The 21,921-nt window shown below is 65.2% G+C and carries 18 protein-coding genes; 7 read left to right on the plus strand and 11 right to left on the minus strand.

The annotated features are described in order from the left end of the window. Positions 1 to 30: 30 nt before the first annotated feature. The 4 genes from BN2476_RS19060 to BN2476_RS19075 are packed head-to-tail and all read right to left on the minus strand — an operon-like array spanning position 31 to position 2,786. Positions 31 to 900 (minus strand): SDR family oxidoreductase, encoded by an 870-nt coding sequence (locus tag BN2476_RS19060; protein WP_087735726.1) that lies wholly within the window; start codon positions 898 to 900, stop codon positions 31 to 33. Positions 901 to 956: 56 nt separating this feature from the next. Beyond that, positions 957 to 1,955: an NADP-dependent oxidoreductase gene (locus BN2476_RS19065; protein WP_087735955.1), complete on the minus strand. Its 999-nt coding sequence runs from the start codon at positions 1,953 to 1,955 to the stop codon at positions 957 to 959. Positions 1,956 to 2,009: 54 nt separating this feature from the next. Further along, the gene (locus tag BN2476_RS19070; RefSeq protein ID WP_087735727.1) at positions 2,010 to 2,456 is read right to left on the minus strand and encodes a PaaI family thioesterase; all 447 of its coding nucleotides are present in this window, start codon (positions 2,454 to 2,456) and stop codon (positions 2,010 to 2,012) included. A 30-nt stretch (positions 2,457 to 2,486) separates the two neighbouring features. Continuing rightward, on the minus strand, positions 2,487 to 2,786 hold the full coding sequence (locus BN2476_RS19075) for a Dabb family protein (protein ID WP_162497883.1): 300 nt from the start codon (positions 2,784 to 2,786) through the stop codon (positions 2,487 to 2,489). Between the two features lie 428 nt (positions 2,787 to 3,214). On the opposite strand from BN2476_RS19075, the gene BN2476_RS19080 reads away from it, so the two are divergent. Then, positions 3,215 to 3,508, plus strand: coding sequence for a GYD domain-containing protein (locus BN2476_RS19080; RefSeq protein ID WP_087735728.1), 294 nt, complete (start codon positions 3,215 to 3,217; stop codon positions 3,506 to 3,508). A gap of 132 nt (positions 3,509 to 3,640) precedes the next feature. On the opposite strand, the gene BN2476_RS19085 is transcribed toward BN2476_RS19080, so the two are convergent. Continuing rightward, complete coding sequence (locus tag BN2476_RS19085; protein ID WP_087735729.1) at positions 3,641 to 4,264, minus strand: trimeric intracellular cation channel family protein; 624 nt, start codon at positions 4,262 to 4,264, stop codon at positions 3,641 to 3,643. Between the two features lie 291 nt (positions 4,265 to 4,555). Between BN2476_RS19085 and BN2476_RS19095 the strand changes: the two genes are divergently transcribed. Beyond that, positions 4,556 to 5,047, plus strand: coding sequence for an LEA/WHy family protein (locus tag BN2476_RS19095; protein ID WP_087735731.1), 492 nt, complete (start codon positions 4,556 to 4,558; stop codon positions 5,045 to 5,047). 130 nt (positions 5,048 to 5,177) lie between these two features. Here the strand turns inward: BN2476_RS19095 and BN2476_RS19100 are convergent, their stop codons facing one another. From BN2476_RS19100 to BN2476_RS19120, 5 genes are all read right to left on the minus strand, one after another. After that, a complete protein-coding gene (locus BN2476_RS19100; protein WP_087735732.1) occupies positions 5,178 to 6,029 on the minus strand; it encodes an SH3 domain-containing protein in 852 nt (283 codons plus the stop codon). 368 nt (positions 6,030 to 6,397) lie between these two features. Continuing rightward, complete coding sequence (locus BN2476_RS19105) at positions 6,398 to 7,576, minus strand: acetyl-CoA C-acyltransferase (protein ID WP_087735733.1); 1,179 nt, start codon at positions 7,574 to 7,576, stop codon at positions 6,398 to 6,400. Positions 7,577 to 7,631: 55 nt separating this feature from the next. Next, positions 7,632 to 8,258: a bifunctional nicotinamidase/pyrazinamidase gene (gene pncA, locus BN2476_RS19110; protein WP_087735734.1), complete on the minus strand. Its 627-nt coding sequence runs from the start codon at positions 8,256 to 8,258 to the stop codon at positions 7,632 to 7,634. 65 nt (positions 8,259 to 8,323) lie between these two features. After that, positions 8,324 to 10,408 carry a 3-hydroxyacyl-CoA dehydrogenase NAD-binding domain-containing protein gene (locus tag BN2476_RS19115; protein ID WP_087735735.1) on the minus strand — a complete coding sequence of 695 codons (2,085 nt, stop codon included), beginning with the start codon at positions 10,406 to 10,408 and terminating at the stop codon, positions 8,324 to 8,326. Between the two features lie 170 nt (positions 10,409 to 10,578). Continuing rightward, on the minus strand, positions 10,579 to 12,267 hold the full coding sequence (locus tag BN2476_RS19120) for a 3-(methylthio)propionyl-CoA ligase (RefSeq protein ID WP_087735736.1): 1,689 nt from the start codon (positions 12,265 to 12,267) through the stop codon (positions 10,579 to 10,581). 202 nt (positions 12,268 to 12,469) lie between these two features. On the opposite strand from BN2476_RS19120, the gene BN2476_RS19125 reads away from it, so the two are divergent. The 4 genes from BN2476_RS19125 to BN2476_RS19140 all read left to right on the plus strand — a co-directional run bounded on the left by BN2476_RS19125 (position 12,470) and on the right by BN2476_RS19140 (position 15,882). Continuing rightward, positions 12,470 to 13,987, plus strand: coding sequence for a protein adenylyltransferase SelO (locus BN2476_RS19125; RefSeq protein ID WP_500043839.1), 1,518 nt, complete (start codon positions 12,470 to 12,472; stop codon positions 13,985 to 13,987). Between the two features lie 246 nt (positions 13,988 to 14,233). Continuing rightward, positions 14,234 to 14,764 (plus strand): septation protein A, encoded by a 531-nt coding sequence (locus BN2476_RS19130; RefSeq protein WP_087735738.1) that lies wholly within the window; start codon positions 14,234 to 14,236, stop codon positions 14,762 to 14,764. A gap of 1 nt (position 14,765) precedes the next feature. Beyond that, positions 14,766 to 15,092, plus strand: a complete 327-nt coding sequence (locus BN2476_RS19135; protein WP_087735739.1) for a BolA family protein — start codon at positions 14,766 to 14,768, stop codon at positions 15,090 to 15,092. 10 nt (positions 15,093 to 15,102) lie between these two features. Beyond that, positions 15,103 to 15,882: a peptidylprolyl isomerase gene (locus BN2476_RS19140; protein WP_087735740.1), complete on the plus strand. Its 780-nt coding sequence runs from the start codon at positions 15,103 to 15,105 to the stop codon at positions 15,880 to 15,882. Positions 15,883 to 16,064: 182 nt separating this feature from the next. Here the strand turns inward: BN2476_RS19140 and purL are convergent, their stop codons facing one another. Beyond that, on the minus strand, positions 16,065 to 20,144 hold the full coding sequence (purL, locus tag BN2476_RS19145; protein WP_087735741.1) for a phosphoribosylformylglycinamidine synthase: 4,080 nt from the start codon (positions 20,142 to 20,144) through the stop codon (positions 16,065 to 16,067). Between the two features lie 457 nt (positions 20,145 to 20,601). Here purL and BN2476_RS19150 point away from each other — a divergent pair, with 457 nt between their 5' ends. Next, positions 20,602 to 21,903, plus strand: a complete 1,302-nt coding sequence (locus BN2476_RS19150) for an NAD(P)/FAD-dependent oxidoreductase (RefSeq protein WP_087735957.1) — start codon at positions 20,602 to 20,604, stop codon at positions 21,901 to 21,903. Positions 21,904 to 21,921: the final 18 nt, after the last annotated feature.

Raw genomic sequence — 21,921 nt, forward strand, 5'->3', positions numbered from 1 at the left:
CGCTCGTGTCACCCGTATCGGTCACGCGCGCTAACGTGCTTCCTTGACCTCGGGCTTCAGCGACAGCGGATCGGTCGGATTGCGCTGCTGCTCGATATCCTCGTGGCGCAGCCGCACGGTCGCGAGAATCGCGGGATGCGTGAGGATATAGAAACGCCGCCCGGCGATCGCGTCGAACGTCAGGCTCGCGACATCCGCCGCGCTCAGCTTGCCGGAACGCACGGCGCGCTGTAGCTGCTTGTCGGCGGCCTGTTGCGAGCGCGTCGGTTGCGCGCCGTTGCGCAACGAGTCGGGACGTGTGCGCTCGGCGTCCGCGATGCCCGTCGGCACGAACGCGGGACACAGCAGCGAGCAACTTACCTGGCCGCCCGCATTCTGCAGATCGTGATACAGCGTCTCCGTCAGCGACACCACCGCGTGCTTCGACGCGTTGTAGATGCCCATCGACGGCGGCGACAGCAAGCCCGCCACCGACGCCGTATTGACGATATGCGCGGGCTCGTTCTGCGCGAGCATGATCGGCGTGAACACGCGCACGCCATGCGCGACGCCCATCACGTTGACGCCGAACACCCAGTCCCAGTCGTTCGCCGAGCTTTCCCACAAGAAGCCGCCCGCGCCGACGCCCGCGTTGTTGAAGAGCAGATGGACCTTGCCGAAGGCTGCGAGCGAGGCATCCGCCAGCGCCTGAACCTGCGCGCCATCGGAGACGTCCGTGGTCACGCCGACGACCTCGGCACCCGACGCGCGCAGCGCGTCGACCGCTTGCGCGAGCGCGCCCGCATCGACATCCGCGAGCACGAGCTTCATGCCGAGCGACGCGCCCTTTTCCGCGAACGCGCGGCCAAAGCCGCTCGCAGCGCCCGTGATAACGGCGACCTTGCCGTCGAACTGGAACATGCAGACTCCCTTAGTGGACCATTGTGCGTACTGAGTATCCGACGACGCCCGCGCGCTCAGATCAGCTTGACGAGCTGCTTGCCGAAGTTGCGCCCCTTGAGCATGCCGAGAAACGCTTCGGGCGCATTCTCCAGTCCGTGCGCAATCGACTCGCGATAGTGCAGCTTTTTTTGCGCGACGAGCGTGCCCAGCTCCTTCAGCGCAACGGGCCACACGTCCAGGTGTTCGGTGATGATGAAGCCCTGCACGAGCAGACGCTGCGTGAGGATCAACGACGGGTGCTTGAGCGGCACGGGCACGCCGTCGTAACCGGCGATATAGCCACACACCGCGATGCGGCCGAACGCGTTCATCCGCGCGAGCGTCGCGTCGAGTCCGTCGCCGCCGACGTTCTCGAAGCAGCCGTCCACGCCGGTTGGCGTCGCCGCCTTCAGGTCCTGATAGAGGTTGCCCGCCTTGTAGTCGACGCACGCATCGAAGCCGAGCGTCTCGACCACATAGCGGCATTTCTCCGCGCCGCCCGCAATGCCGACGGCGCGCGCGCCCGCGAGCTTCGCCAGTTGCCCGACGACGCTGCCGACAGCCCCGCTCGCCGCGCTGACGACGACCGTCTCGCCCGCCTTTGGTGCGATGATCCTGTTGAGGCCGTACCAGCCCGTCGCGCCCGGCATGCCGACGGGCCCGAGATACGCGGAGAGCGGCACGTGGGTGTCGTCGACCTTCTGCAAGCCTTTGCCATCCGATGTGCCGAACTCCTGCCAGCCGAACATCCCGACCACCTTGTCGCCGGCCTTGAACGCCGCGTTCTTCGACTCGACCACTTCACCCGCCGTGCCGCCGATCATCACTTCGTTCAACGGCTGGGGCGCTGCGTACGATTTCGTGTCGTTCATGCGGCCGCGCATGTACGGATCGAGCGACAGATAGTGATTGCGCACGCGCACCTCGCCGTCGGCGAGCGGCGCAAGCGGCGTTTCGACGAGCTTGAAATTGTCCGTGGATGCCGCGCCTTGCGGACGCGACACAAGGAGGATCTGACGATTGACTTCGGCCATGACGGGTGTCTCCGTAGATTGTTCGACCATCGATGCAAGCGGCGGGCCGAGCATTCAGCCGTCGCTGGGCCCGGGTCTCGCGGATGGATCGCTGCGCAGCCGCTGCTGCCTGACCTCGCGGCCGACGGCGAGCCGCCGCATGTACTTGAACGTGCCGAGCGCCTTCGCGACGAAGTGGCCTTCGCTGTCGCGAATCTCGCCTTCGCAATAGGCCATCGTGGTCGAGCGGTGCAGCACGCGGGCTGTCGCGCGCAACTCGCCGCTGCCGGGCTGCATGAAGTTCACTTTCATTTCGACGGTCACGACGCCGATGCCGTCCGCGGCGAGACTGCGCGCGGCCATTGCCAGCGCGCAATCGGCGAGCGTCATCGTGATGCCGCCGTGCGCGACGGCCCATGTGTTCAGATGCTCGGGACGCAGCGTCAGCACGACTTCGCATGCGCCATCCGTTGCCGACACGAGTTGCGCGCCGAGATGATCGATGAACGGACTCTCGATCATCAGGTGATTGGGTTGATGGGTCATCGGTATTCAGATTTCGTAGTCGACGGCCTCGCGCGATTCGCGGATGGGCGCAAGAAAGGTCTTCACGAGCTGGTGCGCGGGATGAACCTGATACGCGTCGAGGGCCGCCTTGTCGGTGAAGTCGCAGACGAGCACGACGTCACAGGTCGAAGCGAGCCCAGGCGTCGCGATGCCCACTTCGAGTCGCACGATGCCCGGCACGGCATCGCGGCATGCCTCGAGTTTTTCCTTCAGCAGCAGCGCGTTCTGTTCGCGCGTCGCGCCTTCTGCCGCTTTGAGCTTCCACATCACGATATGACGAATCAAGGGTTCACCTTTGGTGTTGACTGCATTGCATGAAAGCCGCGTCGTCAGATGATACCCGCACTGTGCGGATGCATCGATCGGGCCGCACGGCATAGGACAAAAGCACATCGGCGCTTGCAATTGGCTCTTTCGGAAGCGCCGCGTCGCCTATACTTTTCAGGCAGTCAGCCCGGCCGTGCGCGGCATCCGCAAGGCAGTCGCAACGCAATCTCACAGCAGTCGAAAACAGCGCGCAACGCGAAATCGGGCATCAACGACCCGCGGCCTTCGCCCATCCTCTCGCGCTGCGGCCGCCTTGTATTCCTTCCTCTTTGCGTCCTTATGCACGCATAGAAAACGGCCCGCGCGCCGTGCCGCGTTCGTCCATTCGTTTCGAACGCCATAGCGGCCCGCGCGCGGCTGCTCCCCTTTCCCGTCACGAGGACAACATGGCCACTTACATCATGCTCGCCAACTGGACCGATCAGGGCGTGCGCACCGCGAAAGACACAGTCAACCGCTCGCGCGCATTCCGCGAAACCAGCAAGGCAATGGGCGTAACGATCGGCACCGTGAACTGGACGCTGGGCGCGTACGACCTGGTGATCTCGTTCGACTCGCCCGACGACGAAACCACGACCCGCCTCGGCCTCGCGCTCGCGGCGCTCGGCAACGTCCGCACGGCGACCATGCGCGCGTTCGGCGAAGAGGAGATGGAACGAATCGTCGGCGGATTGAAGTAGGCGCGCGTCGAGATAGCCCGAAGGCGCAGCGCGTAAGGGCATCGACCAATGCGCTCGCTGCGCCACCGATGACGCCGGTGCGAGACGCCTGCGATTGACGCCTGCGATGCGCGTCGGTCGTGCAGAGTGCGCTCATATCCTCGCGCGCGGGAGATGCCATCCATGCGTGGCCGCGACCACGCGCAGCACGAAGCATGCACCGCCGCCCATCACGCCCGCCATCGCGGGAGACAGCCCCAGGCGACGCCCGATCAGCACGACAACCGCGCCGAAGAACGCCGCCGTCGCATAGATATCGGCGACGAGCACGGACGGGATGCGCGCGAGCAGCACATCCCGGATGACGCCGCCGCCGACGCCCGTCACCGCGCCCATCAGCGCCGCGACGAACGGCCGGATTCCGAACAGCATCGCCTTCTCGACGCCCGCGACCGCGAACAGCGCCAGCCCCGCTGCGTCGAGCACCATGAGCCAGAACGCGGGAAAGCCTTCGGCTTCGAAATGAAAGACGAAAGTGAGCAGGCCGGCGACGAAGGTCAGCGCCGGATAGCGCCAGTCGCGAATCGCATTCGGCGGGCTCGCGCCGATCAGCAGATCGCGCGTCACGCCGCCGCCGAGCGACGCGACGAATGCAATCACCATCACGCCGAGCAGATCGAGGCCGCTGTGCATCGCCGCCACCGCGCCCTCGATCGCGAAGATGAACGTGCCGGCGAGATCGGCGGCGAGGACGATGGTTTCCATTTTTGGTTTCATGCGGATCGTTGCACTCGAGATGAGCCGGGCGGTATGGCAAAACGTGTGGTGACGGCGTCGTTCGTGGGCACCGCCTTCGGCGAGAGACCGGTCGCGCGAGACAGGGCGCGCGACGGGCGGCGCGATTGTCTCATCGCCGCGGCGATTGGAAAAGTGGGCGCGCTGGGGGCGTTGTCTCGCTCGCCGCTTCACTCGGCGTTGCGCTCGCACGAGCGCGCCGCCCGCCCTGCGCCCCGCTAGAATTCATCTGATGCACGCCGTTTCGCGTGCTTACTTCATGAGGTGCATGACATGGCCATTCAGCGCGTCTTGCGCTCCCTTCGCGTGGTGTTCTTCGTCGTCGCGATGCTGTCGGTAGCCGGCTGCGCGGGCATGTTCGGCCACGATCCGTTGCGCGTGAACGTCGCCGGCATCGAACCGCTCGCGGGCCAGGGCATGGAATTGCGCTTCAATCTGAAACTGCGCGTGCAGAACCCGAACGACACACCCATCGGTTACAACGGCGTTTCCGTCGAACTCGATCTCAACGGCAAGCCCTTCGCGAGCGGCGTCAGCGATGAGGCGGGCACCGTGCCGCGTTTCGGCGAAACAGTGATCAGCGTGCCGTTGACGGTGCCCGCGTTCGCCGCCGTGCGTCAGGCGTTCGCCTTCGCCGACAGCGCGCAGACAGGCAACCTGCCCTACGTTCTGCGTGGACGCCTGGCAGGCGGCATCGCGGGCGGCACGCGCTTCATCGATCAGGGCACGTTGTCGCTGCCGATGGGCAACATGAGCGGGCTGTAGCGGTTATAGCGGGTTCGCGCTCGCCCGCTGATCGGGGGTGACATGATCTGCGGCGCGTTCGCCGCTGGTAAGACGGCGTGAACGTGCCGCGACTTGCGGCCGATGAGTGCGCCTCGTCGCCGCGAGACACTCAGTGGTTCGTCGTGGATGGGCCTCCCGGTATCGTGCCTCTCGGCTGCGGCAGATTGTGTTCCCCTTGCCCCGGTGGCGGCCCGGTCGGGCGCGCCACCGCCTGGCCGGGCGGCGGGCCCTGTGGATGCCCACCACCCTGAACGGGCGGCGGCCCCGCCGGACCTCCACCCTGCATCGGAGGCTGCTGGGGCCGTGGCCCACCGCCCTGCATCGGAGGCTGCGCCGGCCGTGGTGCACCGCCTTGGCCCTGCATCGGAGGCTGCGCCGGTTGCGGCCCAACGCCCTGCATTGGCGGCGGGGCGCCACCTTGCGGCGGTCCCGCTCGATGCCCATGTTCGGCACCGAGTGGCCGCGGACCTTGCTCGGACGGTGGCGGCTGATTCGTCGATGGCGGCGGCCGGTTCGCGCCTTGCGGCGGGGGCGGCGGCTGGTGTGGCGGCGGCCGATGATGTTCCCAGCGCGAGCGATCCGGATACCATGGGCGCTCGCGATAGTAATGGTCCCAGTACGTCCCCAGCGAGAACGTGACGAGGGGCAGACCAATGACTGCGCCGTAATTCATGATCGGGACGCTGTCACCCTGATACGGATACGTCAGATAACCGCCGTAGACCCAGCCGCGCGCGCCCGCGATCTCGACATCGCACCACGTATAGCCGCTCACGCAGCCGTAGACGATCACGGGTTGCCCCGGTGGCAATTGCGCGACGACGGGATAGTCCTGCGCCGGTCCGGCGTACAGATAGACGGCCTCGTTCGTGTAAGCCTGCGATTGCGCCGACGCAGCACCCGATGCGACCGACAGCGCCGCCGCCCCCGCAACGGCGACGCAAGCAACACGCATCCGCATGATTCCCTCCTGTGTCGACCAGAGTTGGCGCTTCAGCGCGTTACTCCGGTCCAATGCAAACCTGTAGACCATACATAGTTGGAGCGTTAGCGCCTTACTCTGTTCCCATACACCCTTGTTTGTGGGTGAACTTCGCAGCCCTCCGACGACGGCCGACGCCATCGCCACGCGCATCATGGACCACTTCAAGCCGCAAGCACGTCGACGATGGCGAGCGATTCCCGTGCCTGCCCCGCGTCGTCGTTGTCATCGTCGCGCGCCGGACGAACCTTGGTCGAATCGCAGCACCATCGACACACAGAAATGGCGCAACAAAAAAGCCCGCGTGCTTTCGCACGCAGGCTTTCCATCAGCCGATTCGAACGCGATCAGGCGATTTCGAACAATCCAGCCGCGCCCTGACCGCCGCCGATGCACATCGTCACCACGACGAACTTCGCGCCGCGCCGCTTGCCTTCGATCAGCGCATGGCCCGTCAGGCGCGCGCCCGACACGCCATACGGATGCCCGACGGCAATCGCGCCGCCGTTGACGTTCAGGCGTTCGTTCGGAATACCGAGCTTGTCGCGGCAATACAGCACCTGCACGGCGAACGCTTCGTTCAGCTCCCACAGACCGATATCGTCGACCTTGAGTCCCGCCTGCTTCAGCAGTTTCGGCACAGCGAATACAGGGCCGATGCCCATTTCGTCCGGCTCGCAGCCCGCGACCGCGAAGCCGCGGAAGATGCCCAGCGGCTGCAGGCCTTCGCGCTCCGCGACCTTCGCGTTCATCACCACGCACGCCGACGCGCCGTCCGAAAACTGGCTCGCGTTGCCCGCCGTGATCACGCCGCCCGGCACCGCCGTGCGGATCTTCGACACGCCTTCGAGCGTCGTATCCGCGCGGATGCCTTCGTCGGCGGCGATCGTCACCTCCTTCGTGAGCATGCGCCCGCTCGCCTTGTCGGCGACGCCCGCGAGCACCGTCATCGGCACGATCTCGTCGTTGAAGCGCCCTGCTTCCTGCGCCGCCGCCGCGCGCTGCTGCGACTGCACGCCGTATTCGTCCTGACGCTCCTTCGAAATCGAGTAGCGCTTCGCGACGTTTTCGGCCGTCTGCAACATCGGCCAGTAGATCTCCGGCTTGTGCTCCATCAGCCAGCCTTCACGCAGCATGTGCAGATTCATTTCGTTCTGCACGCACGAGATCGACTCGACGCCGCCCGCGACGAACACATCGCCCTCGCCGACCATCACGCGTTGCGCGGCCGATGCGATTGTCTGCAGCCCCGACGAGCAGAAGCGGTTCACCGTCATGCCGGGCACCGTCACGGGCAGGCCGGCGCGCAACGCGATCTGCCGCGCGATGTTCGAGCCCGTCGCGCCTTCGGGATTCGCACAGCCCATGATCACGTCCTCGACGCGCGCCGGGTCGATCTTCGCGCGTTCGACGGCGGCCTTCGTCACGTGTCCGCCGAGCGTCGCGCCATGCGTCATGTTGAACGCGCCGCGCCACGATTTGGCAAGACCCGTGCGGGCAGTCGATACGATTACGGCATCAGTCATCTACGTCTCCAACTTTCCAAAGAGTGTGTGAGGTTCGCTTTTCGCGCCGGACAACTCAGGCGAGCACGTCGGCCGATTGCACGCGCTCGACACCGGCGGCGCGCATGTCGCGCCACGCGTTGTCCAGCGAGCCGTTCAGATCGATCGCGCGGGTCGCGTCTTCGATGACGGCGGCCTCGAAGCCCGCCGCGCGCGCGTCGAGTGCGGACCACGCGACGCAATAGTCGGTCGCGAGCCCGCAGCACCACACGCGCGTCACGCCCGTGTCGCGCAAATAGCCGGCAAGGCCCGTCGGCGTCTTGCCGTCTGCTTCGAGAAACGCCGAGTAGCTGTCGACGTCCGCGTGATGGCCCTTGCGGATCACCGCTCGCGCATGCGGGATGTCGAGGTCCGCGTGCAGCGCGGCGCCCGGCGTGTCCTGCACGCAATGCGTCGGCCACAGCACCTGTTCGCCGTACGGCAGCGTGATCGTCTCGAACGGCTGGCGTCCCGCGTGATTCGCCGCGAACGAAACATGCGACGGCGGATGCCAGTCCTGCGTCAGCACGACGTGGCTGAAACGGCGCGCGAGCCGGTTCACGAGCGGCACGATTTCGTCGCCGCGCGCGACCGCGAGCGCGCCACCCGGCATGAAGTCGTTCTGCACGTCGACGACGAGCAGAACTTCGTTGGCACTTTTCATCGCTGTTCCTTCCGCGCTATTGCTTCGACGCCATGGCTTCGATCGAGCCAGCGGCCCGTTCGCGTTCAGCCGTTGAACCCGCGCCCTTGCGCCGCGCGCCCGGCGATGCCCGAAGCAAGCTGCCAGGCATCGCCGTTCGCTTGCGCCGCATAACGGCGGATCGCGCGCTCGACGTTATAGAGTCCGACGGTATCCGCGTAGAGCATCGGACCGCCGCGCCACAGCGGGAAGCCGTAGCCCGTCAGATAGACCATGTCGATGTCCGACGCCTTCGACGCGATGCCTTCCTCGAGAATCTTCGCGCCTTCGTTGACGAGCGCGAACACTAGACGCTCGACGATCTCATCGTCGGAAATCTTGCGGCGCTCGACACCGAGCTCCTTCGAATACGCGACGATCATCTCGTCGATCTGCTTCGACGGATACGCGTTGCGGTCGCCCGCCTTGTAGTCGTACCAGCCGCCGCCCGTCTTCTGCCCGAAGCGGCCCGTCTCGCACAGACGGTCGGCGACCTTCGAATAATGCATCTCCGGGTGTTCCTGATAACGCCGCTTGCGAATCGCCCAGCCGATATCGTTGCCCGCGAGATCGCTCATGCGGAACGGTCCCATCGCGAAGCCGAACTTCTCGATCGCCTTGTCGACCTGTGCGGGCAGCGCGCCTTCTTCGAGCATGAAAAGCGCCTGACGGATGTACTGCTCGATCATCCGGTTGCCGATGAAGCCATCGCACACGCCCGACACCACCGCCGTCTTTTTGATTTTCTTCGCGACCTTCATCACGGTGGCGAGCACGTCCTTCGCGGTCTCCTTGCCGCGCACGACTTCGAGCAGCTTCATCACGTTCGCGGGGCTGAAGAAATGCATGCCGACCACGTCCTGTGGACGCTTCGTGAACGCAGCGATCTTGTTCAGATCGAGCGTCGACGTATTCGACGCGAGGATCGCACCCGGTTTCGCGACTTCATCGAGGCGCCCGAACACCTGCTCTTTCACGCCGAGCTCTTCGAACACGGCTTCGATGATCAGATCGGCGTCCTTGAGATCGTCATACGAGAGCGTCGGCGTGATCAGCGCCATGCGCGCTTCGAGCGCCTCCGTCGTCAGCTTGCCCTTCTTGACGGTCGTCTCGTAGTTCTTGCGGATCGTCGCGACGCCACGATCGAGCGCTTCCTGTTTCGTTTCGAGCAGCATCACGGGCAGGCCCGCGTTGACGAAGTTCATCGCAATGCCGCCGCCCATCGTGCCCGCGCCGATCACGGCCACTTTCCTGATGTCGCGCACGGGCGTATCGGACGGCACGTCGGGAATCTTGCTCGCCGCGCGCTCGCCGAAGAACGCGTGACGCAGCGCCTTGCTCTCGGGCGTTTGCACGAGCGCGAGAAAGCATTCGCGCTCCACTTTCATGCCTTGCTCGAAGCCCTTCAGCACGCCCGCTTCGATCGCGTCGATGCACTTGTGCGGTGCCGGGAACTGCTTCGCGACGGCCGCGACGCTGTTGCGCGCGAACTGGATGAAGCCCGCCGCATTCGGATGCTCGATCTTGCGCTCGCGGATCTTCGGATGCGGACCGCTTTGCGCGCCGACCTTGCGCGCGAACGCGAGCGCGTTTTCAAGCAGTTCGCCTTCGACCAGTTCGTCGAACAGCCCCGTGCCCGCGAGCTTCTCCGACATGACAGGCGTCCCCGATACGATCATGTTGAGCGCCGCTTCCAGTCCCAGTGCGCGCGGCAGACGCTGCGTGCCGCCCGCACCCGGCAGAATGCCAAGCTTCACTTCGGGCAATGCGATCTGCGCGCCGGGCGCCGCAACGCGATAATGCGCGCCGAGCGCGAGTTCGAGCCCGCCGCCCATCGCGACGCTGTGAATCGCGGCGACAACCGGCTTCGCGCTGCCTTCGACGGCCTTGATGACCGTCATCAGCGTCGGCTCCTGCAGGGCTTTAGGCGTGTTGAATTCGGTGATATCGGCGCCGCCCGAGAATGCCTTGCCAGCGCCCGTCAGCACGATCGCCTTGATGGCGGGATCGCTCTGTGCGCGGTCGATGCCCTCGATGATGCCCGTGCGCGTCGACAGGCCGAGGCCGTTGACGGGGGGATTGTTCAGCGTGATGACGGCGACGCCGTCGTATGTCGTGTAGTCCACTGCCATCTGCCTGCCTCCATGCCATGCGGCCGCGATTCGGGTACGCGGCCATGATCGGAACATGCGGACCATTGTCCGCTGTTTTAACGTTCCTTAACGATAGCAGGCAGAATACACAAAAAAGCACGCTCGTTCAATTCAAGCGAGGTGCGTTTGCAGTGGGGTTAACCCGCGATCTACGACGGATCGCTTTTCGCGTGCGCTTCGTCGTCGAGCGGGCAGTTTTCGGTTGCGAGCGCGGACGGCAGCACGTGATCGCGAAACCGTTCGCGCAGCTTGAGCTTTTGCAGCTTGCCCGTCGCCGTGTGCGGCAGTTCGTCGACGAACACGACGTCATCGGGAATCCACCACTTCGCGATCTTGCCTTTGTAGAACGCGAGCAGTTCGTCGCGCGTCACGTCGGCATCGGGGCGCTTCACGACGACGAGCAGCGGCCGCTCCGTCCACTTCGGATGCGCGCACGCGATACACGCCGCTTCCGCGACGGCGGGATGCGCGATCGCGATGTTCTCGACGTCGATCGAGCTGATCCACTCCCCGCCCGACTTGATCACGTCCTTGCTGCGATCGGTGATGTTCAGGAAGCTGTCCTTGTCGATGGTCGCGACATCGCCTGTCGGGAACCAGCCGTCGACGAGCGGCGACGCGTCGCTGCGAAAATACCGGTCGATCACCCACGGCCCGCGCACGTGCAGATCGCCGAACGCGACGCCGTCCCACGGCAGTTCGCGCCCGTCGTCGCCGACGATCCTCATGTCGACGCCGTACATCGCGTGCCCCTGCTTTTCGCGCAGCTTGCGCTGCTCGTCCGGCGAGCGCTGCGTCTGCTCCCACGTGAGCTTCGACAACGTGCCGAGCGGCGACATCTCCGTCATGCCCCACGCGTGGATCACCTCGACGCCATACGTGTCCTGGAACATCCTGATCATCGCGGGCGGGCACGCGGAACCGCCGATCACCGTGCGCTCCAGCGACGAGAACCGCACGCCCGCTTCGCGCACGTGATTCAGCAGCCCGAGCCAAACGGTCGGCACGCCTGCCGAATACGTGACGCGCTCGGCTTCCATCAGCTCATACAGCGACTTGCCGTCGAGATCCTTGCCCGGAAACACGAGCTTCGCGCCCGTCAGCGGCGCGGCGTGCGGAATGCCCCACGCGTTCACATGGAACATCGGCACGACGGGCAGCACGGAATCGCGCGCGGACAAGCCCATCGCATCCGGCAGCGACGCGCCGAACGCGTGCAGCACCGACGAGCGATGCGAGTACAGCGCGCCCTTCGGATTGCCCGTCGTGCCCGACGTATAGCAAAGGTTGGATGCGCAACGTTCGTCGATGAGCGGCCAGTCGAAGTCGCCGTCGTGCTGCGCGAGCAGCGCTTCGTAGCTCGATGCGGCCGTCGACATGCGCGGCATGTGCGCCTCGTCCGTCATCGCGATCCAGCAGAGCACGTTCGGACATTGCGGCGCGAGCACGTCGACGAGCGGCGCAAACGTGATGTCGAACAGCACGTAGCGGTCGTCAGCGTGATTGATGATCCATGCGACCTGATCGGGAAAGAGGCGCGGATTGATCGTGTGGCACACGGCGCCGAAGCCTGTCGTGCCAAAGTACGTTTCAAGATGCCGGTAGCCGTTCCATGCGAGCGTGCCGATCCGGTCGCCCATTTCGACGCCCAGCGCGATCAGCGCCTGCGCAAGCTGTTTCGCGCGCTTCTCGCAGTCGCGGTACGTGTAGCGATGCACGTCGCCCTCGATGCGCTTCGACACGATCTCCGTCGTGCCGAAGTGGCGTGACGCATGCGCGAGCAACGAAGAGACCGTCAGCGGCACGTCCATCATCTGTCCATAGAGCGGCGTCGTCATACGCGGGTGTCTCCCTGTTTGTGTATTCGTTCAAATGCGTGACCGCGGCTGCGCCGTCGATTGAGCGGGCATTCGATATGCGCCGCAGAGTCGCGCCCTGCAGCGCGGCAGGCGCGCAATTACAATATCGGTTAATAAAGAGGCGCTCAACATGTCGTTTTCCCCATGCAATGAAGGGCTATCGGCCGGCTTGTCCGGTCCCATGTCGACGGCGGCAGGCACGATCGACAACCAGCGTAAAGGCAGCTTCGCGGCACTCGGCACGGTCTTTCTGACACGGCTGCCCGCGGCGCCGTTGCCTGCGCCGTATGTCGTCGGCTTCGCGCCCGATGTCGCGGCCATGCTCGGCTTCGATCCCGCTCTCGCCGGCACGCTGGGCTTCGCGGAGTTCTTCTCGGGCAACACCACGCGCGACTGGCCGTCCGACTCGCTGCCGTATGCATCGGTGTATTCGGGCCATCAGTTCGGCGTGTGGGCTGGCCAGCTCGGCGATGGCCGCGCGCTCACGCTCGGTGAAGTCGAGCACGCGGGCGAACGGTTCGAGCTGCAGCTGAAAGGCGGCGGACGTACGCCCTATTCGCGCATGGGCGACGGCCGCGCGGTGCTGCGCTCGTCGATCCGCGAATATCTGTGCTCCGAGGCGATGCATCACCTCGGCATTCCGACCACGCGCGCGCTCTGCGTGACGGGCTCCGATCAGCCCGTGCGCCGCGAAGAAATCGAAACGGCGGCCGTGGTCACGCGCGTGTCGCCGAGCTTCGTGCGCTTCGGGCATTTCGAGCACTTCTATGCGAACGATCGCGTCGATGCGTTGCGCTCGCTGGCCGATCACGTGATCGACCGCTTTTATCCGGCGTGCAGGCAAGCCGAAGACCCATATCTCGCGCTGCTGAACGAAGCCGTGCTGTCGACGGCCGATCTGATTCCGCAATGGCAGGCGGTCGGTTTTTGCCATGGGGTGATGAACACGGACAACATGTCGATCCTCGGTCTCACGATCGACTATGGTCCGTTCGGCTTCATGGACGGCTTCGACGCAAATCACATCTGCAATCACTCGGATTCGCAGGGCCGTTACGCGTACCGGATGCAGCCGCAGATCGCGTACTGGAACCTCTTCTGTTTGGCGCAGGGCCTGCTGCCGCTCTTCGGCGAGCGTTACGACGAAGCGCAGCGCGGCGAGCGCGCGGTGCAGGACGCGCAGCGCGTGCTCGAAGGCTTCAAGACGCGTTTCGCGCCCGCGCTCGAAGCCCGGATGCGCGCGAAGCTCGGACTCGAAACGGAACGCGAAGGCGATGATGCGCTCGTCAACAAGCTGTTCGAAATCATGCACGCGAACCGCGCCGACTTCACGCTGACGTTCCGCAATCTGTCGAAGCTGTCGAAGCTCGATGCAAGCGGCGATGCACCCGTGCGCGACCTGTTTCTCGATCGCGCCTCCTTCGATGCGTGGGCGAACGACTATCGCGCGCGCCTGTCACACGAAACGCGCGACGACGCCGCGCGCGCCGAAGCGATGAACCGCGTGAACCCGAAATACGTGCTGCGCAATCATTTGGCTGAAACGGCGATCCGGAAGGCCAAGGAAAAGGACTTCTCCGAAGTCGAGCGCCTTGCGCGCGTGCTGCGCCATCCGTTCGACGAGCAGCCCGAACATGAAGCGTATGCGGGGCTGCCGCCCGACTGGGCTTCGTCGCTGGAAGTCAGCTGCTCGTCGTGACGACCCGCTTGCGCCACTGCATCAACCAGGCTGCGTTACAATTCGAGGCCAGATAGCGTCGCTCGCGCTCCGCTTTTTTTTCCGCGGGCGTGCGAGCGTGGGCCAATGCGCGCAGTCGCGGACAAGATCGACGGCAAGCGTTTTTCGGACTGCCCGGACTGACCTTTGCCGCCATTCACGTCACCCGAATCGATCACAGACTGCGCGCAGGATGCGCCCAACTTCCCCGGACTCCCGACCCCGATAATGAAATTCCTGTTCGATCTGTTCCCGATCATCCTGTTCTTCGTTGCATACAAGGTGTGGGGCATTTTCACGGCGACGGCCGTCGCGATCGCCGCCACGCTCGTGCAGATCGCCTGGGTCGCGTTCCGTCACCGCAAGGTCGACCCGATGCTGTGGGTGAGTCTCGGCATCGTCACCGTTTTCGGCGGCGCGACGCTCGTGCTGCACAACGACACCTTCATCAAGTGGAAGCCGACCGTGCTCTACTGGGCGTTCTCGGTCGTGCTGGTCGTATCGGCGATCGCGTTCAACAAGAATCTGATCGAAGCGATGATGGGCAAGCAGATCCAGTTGCCGCATCGCGTGTGGGGTCAGCTGAATATCGTGTGGGCTGTGTTTTTCGTGCTGCTCGGCATCCTCAACCTGTTCGTCGCGTACAACTTTTCCACCGATGCGTGGGTCAACTTCAAGCTGTTCGGCGCAACTGGCTGCCTTGTCGTGTTCATTGTCGGGCAGAGTCTGTGGTTGTCGAAGTATATGAAGGAAGAGTGACATGAGCGACGACGTTTCCCCTGATGTTTTCCTTCGAGCAAGCCCCGCCGAGCGCATCGCGCTGATCGAGTCGCGCATCGCGGCCGCGCTCGCGCCCGTCGATTCGATCACCGTGCGCGACGACAGCGCGCAGCATGCGGGCCACGCCGGCGCGTCGGCGGGTGGCCACTACGCGGTGACGATCGTGGCGGCCGCCTTCGCCGGCAAGGCGCGCGTGGCGCGGCATCGCATGGTGTATGATGCGCTGGCCGATGCCATGCAACGCGGCATTCACGCTCTCGCCATCACGGCTTACACGCCAGAAGAATTCAATTTGCTGTCCCGTTAGGAAACTTCCGATGACCTTGAAAAAAACCCGTTATTGGGTCTTGCTGGCTGCTTGCGCGGCCGCGCCTGCATTCGCACAGAACATCGCCGTCGTCAACGGCACGCCGATTCCCAAGTCGCGTGCCGATGCGCTGATCCAGCAACTCGTGCAGCAGGGTCAACAGGATTCGCCGAAGCTGCAACAGGCCGTGCGCGAAGAACTGGTGAACCGCGAAATCCTGATGCAGGAAGCAGTCCGCGAAGGCATTCCGTCGAAGCCCGAAGTGAAGGCGCAGGTCGCCGTCGCACAACAGACGGTCGTGCTGCGCGCGCTGATCGAAAACCACCTGAAGCAGAACCAGCCGTCTGACGCCGAAGTCAAGGCGAAATACGACGAACTGGTCAAACAGATCGGCGGCAAGGAATATCACCTGCACCACATCCTCGTCGACAACGAGCAGCAGGCGAAGGATCTGATCGCAAAGATCAAGGGTGGCGCGAGCTTCGAAGACCTCGCGAAGCAGTACTCGAAGGACCCGGGCTCGGGCAAGAACGGCGGCGACCTCGACTGGTCGGACCCGAAGGCCTACGTGCCGGAATTCGCCGATGCCGCGCAAAAGCTGCAAAAAGGCCAAATGACGGATACGCCGGTGCATACGCAGTTCGGCTGGCACATCATCCGCGTCGACGACGTGCGTGAGACGCCGCCGCCGCCGTACGAGCAGGTGAAGAAGCAGATCATGCAGCAGATGCAGCAGGAAAAGCTGCAAGCGTTCGAAGAGGACCTGCGCTCGAAGGCGAAGATTCAGTAAGCGTCGCCGTTAGCTTGCTGGCAGTGTCGACTGTCAGCCAGATGTGGAAAAGCCGCCCTCGGGCGGCTTTTCTTTTTTCGTAGTCGACGCGCAGTCAGCATGCTTGCATCGTCGCGAACATCGCGGCAAAACAAGGACTCGCGGTTCGACCGTTTGACCCGTCGAACCGCGCCCCCGCTATATCAGCCCAGCCACTTGCGCGCGTTCTGGAACACGCGCATCCACGGGCTGCCGTCCGTCGCGCTGTCCTTCCACGCCTGCGGATGCCAGCTCATCTGCACATTGCGATGCACGCGCTCCGTGTGCGGCATCAGCACGGTGAAGCGGCCGTCCGGCGTCGTGACCGACGTGATGCCGGCAGGCGAGCCGTTCGGGTTGAACGGATACTGCTCGGTCGGCTGGCCGCGATGATCGACGTAGCGCATCGCGACGGCGACACGCGCCGCGTCGCCCTGCTGCGAGAAGTCCGCGAAGCCTTCGCCGTGCGCGACGGCAACGGGAATGCGCGAGCCTTCCATGCCAGCGAAGAAGATCGACGGCGACGACTGCACTTCGACCAGCGAGAAGCGCGCTTCGAACTTCTCAGACTTGTTGCGCGTGAACTTCGGCCATGCATCCGCGCCAGGGATCATCGACGCCAGGCTGCTCATCATCTGGCAGCCATTGCAGATGCCGAGCGCGAACGTGTCGCTGCGGCCGAAGAACGCCGCGAACATATCGGCCAGTTGCGCGTTGAAGCGGATCGTCTTCGCCCAGCCTTCGCCCGCGCCGAGCACGTCGCCATACGAGAAGCCACCGCACGCGACAGCGCCCGCGAAGTCGGCGAGCGTCGCGCGGCCCGACAGCAGATCGCTCATGTGCACGTCGTGCGCATCGAAGCCCGCGCGGTCGAATGCATACGCGGTCTCGAGGTGCGAGTTCACGCCCTGCTCGCGCAGGATCGCGACGCGCGGACGCGCGCCCTTGCCGATGAACGGCGCGGCGACATCCTCGACCGGATCGAACGACAGATGCGGCTGGATGCCGGGGTCCGAAGCGTCGAGCAGCGCGTCGAACTCGGCATCGGCGCACGCGGGGTTGTCGCGCAGACGCGCGATGCGCCAGCTCACTTCGCTCCACGTGCGATGCAGTTCGGTGCGCGGCGCTTCGTAGATTTTCTTCGCGTCGCGCCAGATTTCGATCGTGTCGCGCTCGTTCGGCTTGCCGATCACATGCGAGCACGCCGACAAACCATGCTCGCGCAGCGCGCCGAGCACAGCGTCGCGATCGGCGGCGCGCACCTGGATCACCGCACCGAGTTCCTCGTTGAAGAGCGCGCGGATCGTGCGGTCTTCGCGGCGGCCGCTCGTCTGCTTCGCCCAGTCCTTCGCATCGCCGTAGTCGAATTCGTGATCGGGGTCGAGCGTCAGCATGTCGACGTTCACCGACACCCCCACGTGGCCCGCGAACGCCATTTCGCAGACGGTCGCCCACAGGCCGCCGTCCGAGCGGTCGTGGTATGCAAGCAGCTTGCCGTCCGCGTTGAGCGTCTGGATCGCCGCGAAGAAGCGCTTCAGGTCCTCGGGATCGTCGACATCGGGCACCGTGTCGCCGACCTGCTGCGTGACCTGCGCGAGAATGCTGCCTCCCAGGCGCTGCTTGCCACGGCCGAGGTCGATCGCGATCAGCACGGTGTCGCCCGCTTCCTTCTGGCTCAGCAACTGCGGCGTCAGATGGCGGCGCACGTCTTCGACGGGCGCGAACGCCGAGATAATCAGCGACACGGGCGCGATCACTTCCTTCTCGACGCTGCCGTCGGCCCACTTCGTGCGCATCGACAGCGAATCCTTGCCGACGGGAATGCCGATGCCGAGCGCCGGGCACAGCTCCATGCCGATCGCCTTCACCGTGTCGTACAGCGCGGCGTCTTCGCCGGGGCTGCCGCACGCGGCCATCCAGTTCGCCGACAGCTTCAGCTTGTCCAGCGAAGCGATCGGGGCCGACGCGATGTTCGTCACCACTTCGCCGACGGCCATGCGGCCCGATGCGGGCGCGTCGATCACGGCGAGCGGCGTACGCTCGGCCATTGTCATCGCCTCGCCGCGGAAGCCCGCGTAATCGACCGTAGTGATCGCGCAATCGGCGACGGGCACCTGCCACGGGCCGACCATCTGGTCGCGCGCCGTCGTGCCGCCCACCGAGCGGTCGCCGATCGTGATCAGGAACGACTTGCTCGCCACGGTCGGATGACGCAGCACGTTGATCGCTGCCTCATGCAGTGCGAGATGCGTAACATCGACGGGCTGCAGCGGCGTCGACACGCGCTCCACGTCACGGTGCATGCGCGGCGGCTTGCCGAGCAGCACTTCCATCGGCATGTCGACGGGCTGGTGCGCATTGTCGTCGGCGTTGTCCGTGTCGATCAGCTTCAGCTGGCGCTCGGCCGTGGCCGTGCCGACCACCGCGAACGGGCAGCGCTCACGATCGCAGATCGCGGCGAATTCTTCGAGGCGCGAAGGCGGAATCGCGAGCACGTAGCGCTCTTGCGCTTCGTTAGACCAGATTTCGCGCGGCGACAGCCCGCTTTCTTCGAGCTGGACCTTGCGCAGTTCGAAGAGGGCCCCCTTGTCCGCGCCGTCGACCAGTTCAGGAAACGCATTCGACAGACCGCCCGCGCCGACGTCGTGGATGCTCAGGATGGGATTGCCCTCGCCCATCTGCCAGCACGCGTTGATCACTTCCTGCGCGCGCCGCTCGATTTCCGGGTTGCCGCGCTGGACCGAATCGAAGTCGAGCTCGGCCGTGTTGGTGCCCGTCGCCATCGAGCTGGCCGCGCCGCCGCCCATGCCGATGCGCATGCCGGGACCGCCGATCTGGATCAGCAGCGAGCCCGCGGGCAGATCGTGCTTGTGCGTGTGCTGATCGGAGATGTTGCCGAGGCCGCCCGCGATCATGATCGGCTTGTGATAGCCGCGCACGCGACCCGCGACGTTCTGCTCGTACGTGCGGAAATAGCCGCCGAGGTTCGGGCGGCCGAATTCGTTGTTGAACGCGGCGCCGCCGAGCGGCCCGTCGATCATGATCTGCAGCGGCGACGCGATGCGGTCCGGGCGGCCGTATGTGTCGAACTGGTCGGCGCTGTTGCGATGGCCGACGGGCTGCGTGGCGTCGCGCGCGTTTTCCCACGGCTCGCGCGCATCGGGCAGATCGAGGTTCGACACCGTGAAGCCCGTGAGGCCCGCTTTCGGACGCGCGCCGCGGCCCGTCGCGCCTTCGTCGCGGATTTCGCCGCCCGCGCCCGTCGCGGCGCCCGGGAACGGCGAGATGGCCGTCGGGTGGTTGTGCGTCTCGACCTTCATCAGCGTGTGCGTCATTTCCACGTGACGGCCATAGCGCTCGCCGGGCTCGCCGTTGCTATTCGTCTTGCGCGGGAACCAGCGCTCGGCCAAGCCCCCCTTCATGATCGACGAGTTGTCCGAGTACGCGACGATCGTGCCTTGCGGATTGAGCTTTTCCGTGTTGCGGATCATGTTGAACAGCGACATGTCCTGCGCTTCGCCGTCGATCGTCCAGCTCGCGTTGAAGATCTTGTGGCGGCAGTGCTCGCTGTTGGCCTGCGCGAACATCATCAGCTCGACGTCGGTCGGATTGCGGCCGAGCTTCGTGAACGCATCGACGAGATAGTCGATTTCGTCGTCGGCGAGCGCGAGGCCGAGTTCCGCGTTCGCCTTCTCTAGCGCCTTGCGGCCGTCCGTCAGCACGGCGACCGTCTGCAGCGGCTTGGCGGGCAGCTCGTCGAACAGGTGCATCGCGTCATCTCTCGACGGCGCGACGCTTTCCGTCATCCGGTCATGCAGCGCGGCGGCGACAGCGGCGCGCGCCTCGTCCGACAACGCCTTCTTGCCGCCGAGCAGGCCGCCCTTCAGCACGACTGTGTACTCGACGCCGCGCTCGATGCGGCGCACGTGCGTGAGGCCGCAGTGATGGGCGATATCCGTGGCCTTGCTCGCCCACGGCGATACCGTGCCGAAGCGCGGCACCACGAGAAAGCTTTCGACGGCGCCTTTATCCTTGCCCGCGTCGAACGGGTCGCCGTAGTGCATCAGCGCTTCGATCTTCGCGCTGTCTTCCGAGGAAAGCGGCGTCTGCGAGTTCACGAAGTGCAGGTACTGGCCGCGCACGCCGACGATGTTGGCGTCGATGCGCGACAACGTATCGAGCAGGCGGGTTTGACGGAAATCGGAAAGGGCCGAAGCGCCGGGGAAACACGAGAAGTGGGCCATGGACTTGACGTTGCGTCGATCGGTTGTGTCGCCGGATGCCGCGTGCGATTGCCTGTGCAATTGCTCGGACAGTCGCGCGTGGAGGCGACGTGAGGCGTAAGGAAGTCCGAGATTATAACCCGGGAAGGCCCGGCAGACCTGGCCTGGGTGGCGTGCCTGACTTCGCTCCGACATGTTTTCGCTGCCGGCGTGCGATGGTCGCGGCACGCGCGGCCACTTTGTGTTTCGTTCAAGTGACATCGGCGCAGGCTCGGCGCGGTTGCGCAAGCAAGCACTACCCCGGACGGCCGCCGTTCTTTCCATCCTCAACGGCGCGATGCCCGGCGACTCGTTTGACTGCTATCATTCCGCCTTTCATCAGATCGGCGCAGCATGGGCTGCCATTCACGCTGCGCCGCATGTCACACATACGGAATACGCCTGGCCTCACGCGCGCCCCGGGCAACTCGAATTAACCATGGATGTCATTGTCATCGGCGGCGGGATCGTCGGCGTCGCCACTGCCTACCAGCTTCGCGCGGCGGGTCATCGGGTGTGCGTCGTCGAGCGGCACGCCACCGTCGCCCAGGGCGCCACGTACGGCCACGGCGGCACGCTGCTGCCCACTTCCCTCGACGTCTGGTTCGGCCCGACCTTCATGCAGCATCGCCAGGCGGCGAAGAGCGGCGTGATCAAGAAAACGGGCTTCAACGGTCCGGTGCGCGAATTCATCCGCAAGCTCGCGACGCTCGCCGAGCCTGACGCGTTCAAGAAGCAGTTTGCGCTGCTGCGTCCGCTGATCGAATCGGCGCGCGAGTCGCTCGCCGACATCGAACATCACTTCAACCTCGAATTCGAGCAGTCGAAGGGTCAGCTGTATCTCGTGCGCAGCGCGCAGGACTGGGAGTTGACAGAGCCGGCGCTCGAACTGCTGCGGCAATTCGAAGTGCCGCACCACGTGCTGAGCCCGCAGGAATGCCAGGACATCGAGCATTCGATTCCGCTCGAGCCGCACTTCGCGGGCGGCGTGCTGATCGAGGGCGAAGGCACGGCGAACTGCCCGCTGTTCGCGAAGCTGATCAAGCAGACGCTCGACGCGCAAGGCGGCGTGCAATTCCAGTGCGGCCGCGAAGTGACGGGCATCCGGCTGGACAACCAGCGCGCGGCCGTCGAACTGGCGCCCGCGAACGGCGAATCGGCGCGTTCGCGCGAAGTCGACGTGATCAGCGCGGATGCCGTCGTCGTGGCGGCGGGCGTCGGCAGCCTCGCGCTGCTGCAGAAGCTCAAGCTCGATCTGCCGCTGCATCCTCTGCGTCTGCACAACCTCGTCGCGCCGATCGCGCGCGAGGAGTTCGCGCCGCACACGACGGTGATCGATGCCGTCAAGCGCATCACGATCACGCGCAGCAATCACCGGCTGCGCATCGCGGGTGGCGCGGTGCTGCAAAGCGCGAGTCAGACGAAGCAACCGCTGCCCGAACCGCTGACGAAAGAAGCGCTCGCCCTGCTCGGCCAGGCGACGCACGACTGGGTGCCCGGTTCCGCGCGCATTTCGGCCGCGCTGCCGTGGGAAGGCGTGAAGCTGTTGTCGCCGGACGGCTTGCCTGTAACGGGCAACGCGCTGCATCCGCGCCTCTTCGTGAACGCCGGACATGGCCCCGTCGGCTGGGGGCTCGCGTTCGGGACGGGCAAGCTGATCGCAAACCTCGTGTCGGGCGCGCCGTCGGAACTGCCGCCCGATACGATCGCGGCGCTTCGCCCGGAACGCTTCGGCGCATAATCGGGGACGGTCACTCGT

This window comes from Paraburkholderia piptadeniae, assembly GCF_900007165.1.
Classification (GTDB): Bacteria; Pseudomonadota; Gammaproteobacteria; order Burkholderiales; family Burkholderiaceae; genus Paraburkholderia; species Paraburkholderia piptadeniae.

Coding starts and splice junctions, on each gene's coding strand:
- BN2476_RS19150 (WP_087735957.1), top strand. CDS start 20,602: ATGGATGTCATTGTCATCGGCGGCGGGATCGTCGGCGTCGCCACTGCC.
- BN2476_RS19100 (WP_087735732.1), bottom strand. CDS start 6,029: ATGCGGATGCGTGTTGCTTGCGTCGCCGTTGCGGGGGCGGCGGCGCTG.
- BN2476_RS19105 (WP_087735733.1), bottom strand. CDS start 7,576: ATGACTGATGCCGTAATCGTATCGACTGCCCGCACGGGTCTTGCCAAA.
- BN2476_RS19070 (WP_087735727.1), bottom strand. CDS start 2,456: ATGATCGAGAGTCCGTTCATCGATCATCTCGGCGCGCAACTCGTGTCG.
- BN2476_RS19095 (WP_087735731.1), top strand. CDS start 4,556: ATGGCCATTCAGCGCGTCTTGCGCTCCCTTCGCGTGGTGTTCTTCGTC.
- BN2476_RS19115 (WP_087735735.1), bottom strand. CDS start 10,408: ATGGCAGTGGACTACACGACATACGACGGCGTCGCCGTCATCACGCTG.
- BN2476_RS19125 (WP_500043839.1), top strand. CDS start 12,470: ATGTCGACGGCGGCAGGCACGATCGACAACCAGCGTAAAGGCAGCTTC.
- BN2476_RS19130 (WP_087735738.1), top strand. CDS start 14,234: ATGAAATTCCTGTTCGATCTGTTCCCGATCATCCTGTTCTTCGTTGCA.
- purL (WP_087735741.1), bottom strand. CDS start 20,144: ATGGCCCACTTCTCGTGTTTCCCCGGCGCTTCGGCCCTTTCCGATTTC.
- BN2476_RS19060 (WP_087735726.1), bottom strand. CDS start 900: ATGTTCCAGTTCGACGGCAAGGTCGCCGTTATCACGGGCGCTGCGAGC.
- BN2476_RS19065 (WP_087735955.1), bottom strand. CDS start 1,955: ATGGCCGAAGTCAATCGTCAGATCCTCCTTGTGTCGCGTCCGCAAGGC.
- BN2476_RS19085 (WP_087735729.1), bottom strand. CDS start 4,264: ATGAAACCAAAAATGGAAACCATCGTCCTCGCCGCCGATCTCGCCGGC.
- BN2476_RS19135 (WP_087735739.1), top strand. CDS start 14,766: ATGAGCGACGACGTTTCCCCTGATGTTTTCCTTCGAGCAAGCCCCGCC.
- BN2476_RS19080 (WP_087735728.1), top strand. CDS start 3,215: ATGGCCACTTACATCATGCTCGCCAACTGGACCGATCAGGGCGTGCGC.
- pncA (WP_087735734.1), bottom strand. CDS start 8,258: ATGAAAAGTGCCAACGAAGTTCTGCTCGTCGTCGACGTGCAGAACGAC.
- BN2476_RS19140 (WP_087735740.1), top strand. CDS start 15,103: ATGACCTTGAAAAAAACCCGTTATTGGGTCTTGCTGGCTGCTTGCGCG.
- BN2476_RS19120 (WP_087735736.1), bottom strand. CDS start 12,267: ATGACGACGCCGCTCTATGGACAGATGATGGACGTGCCGCTGACGGTC.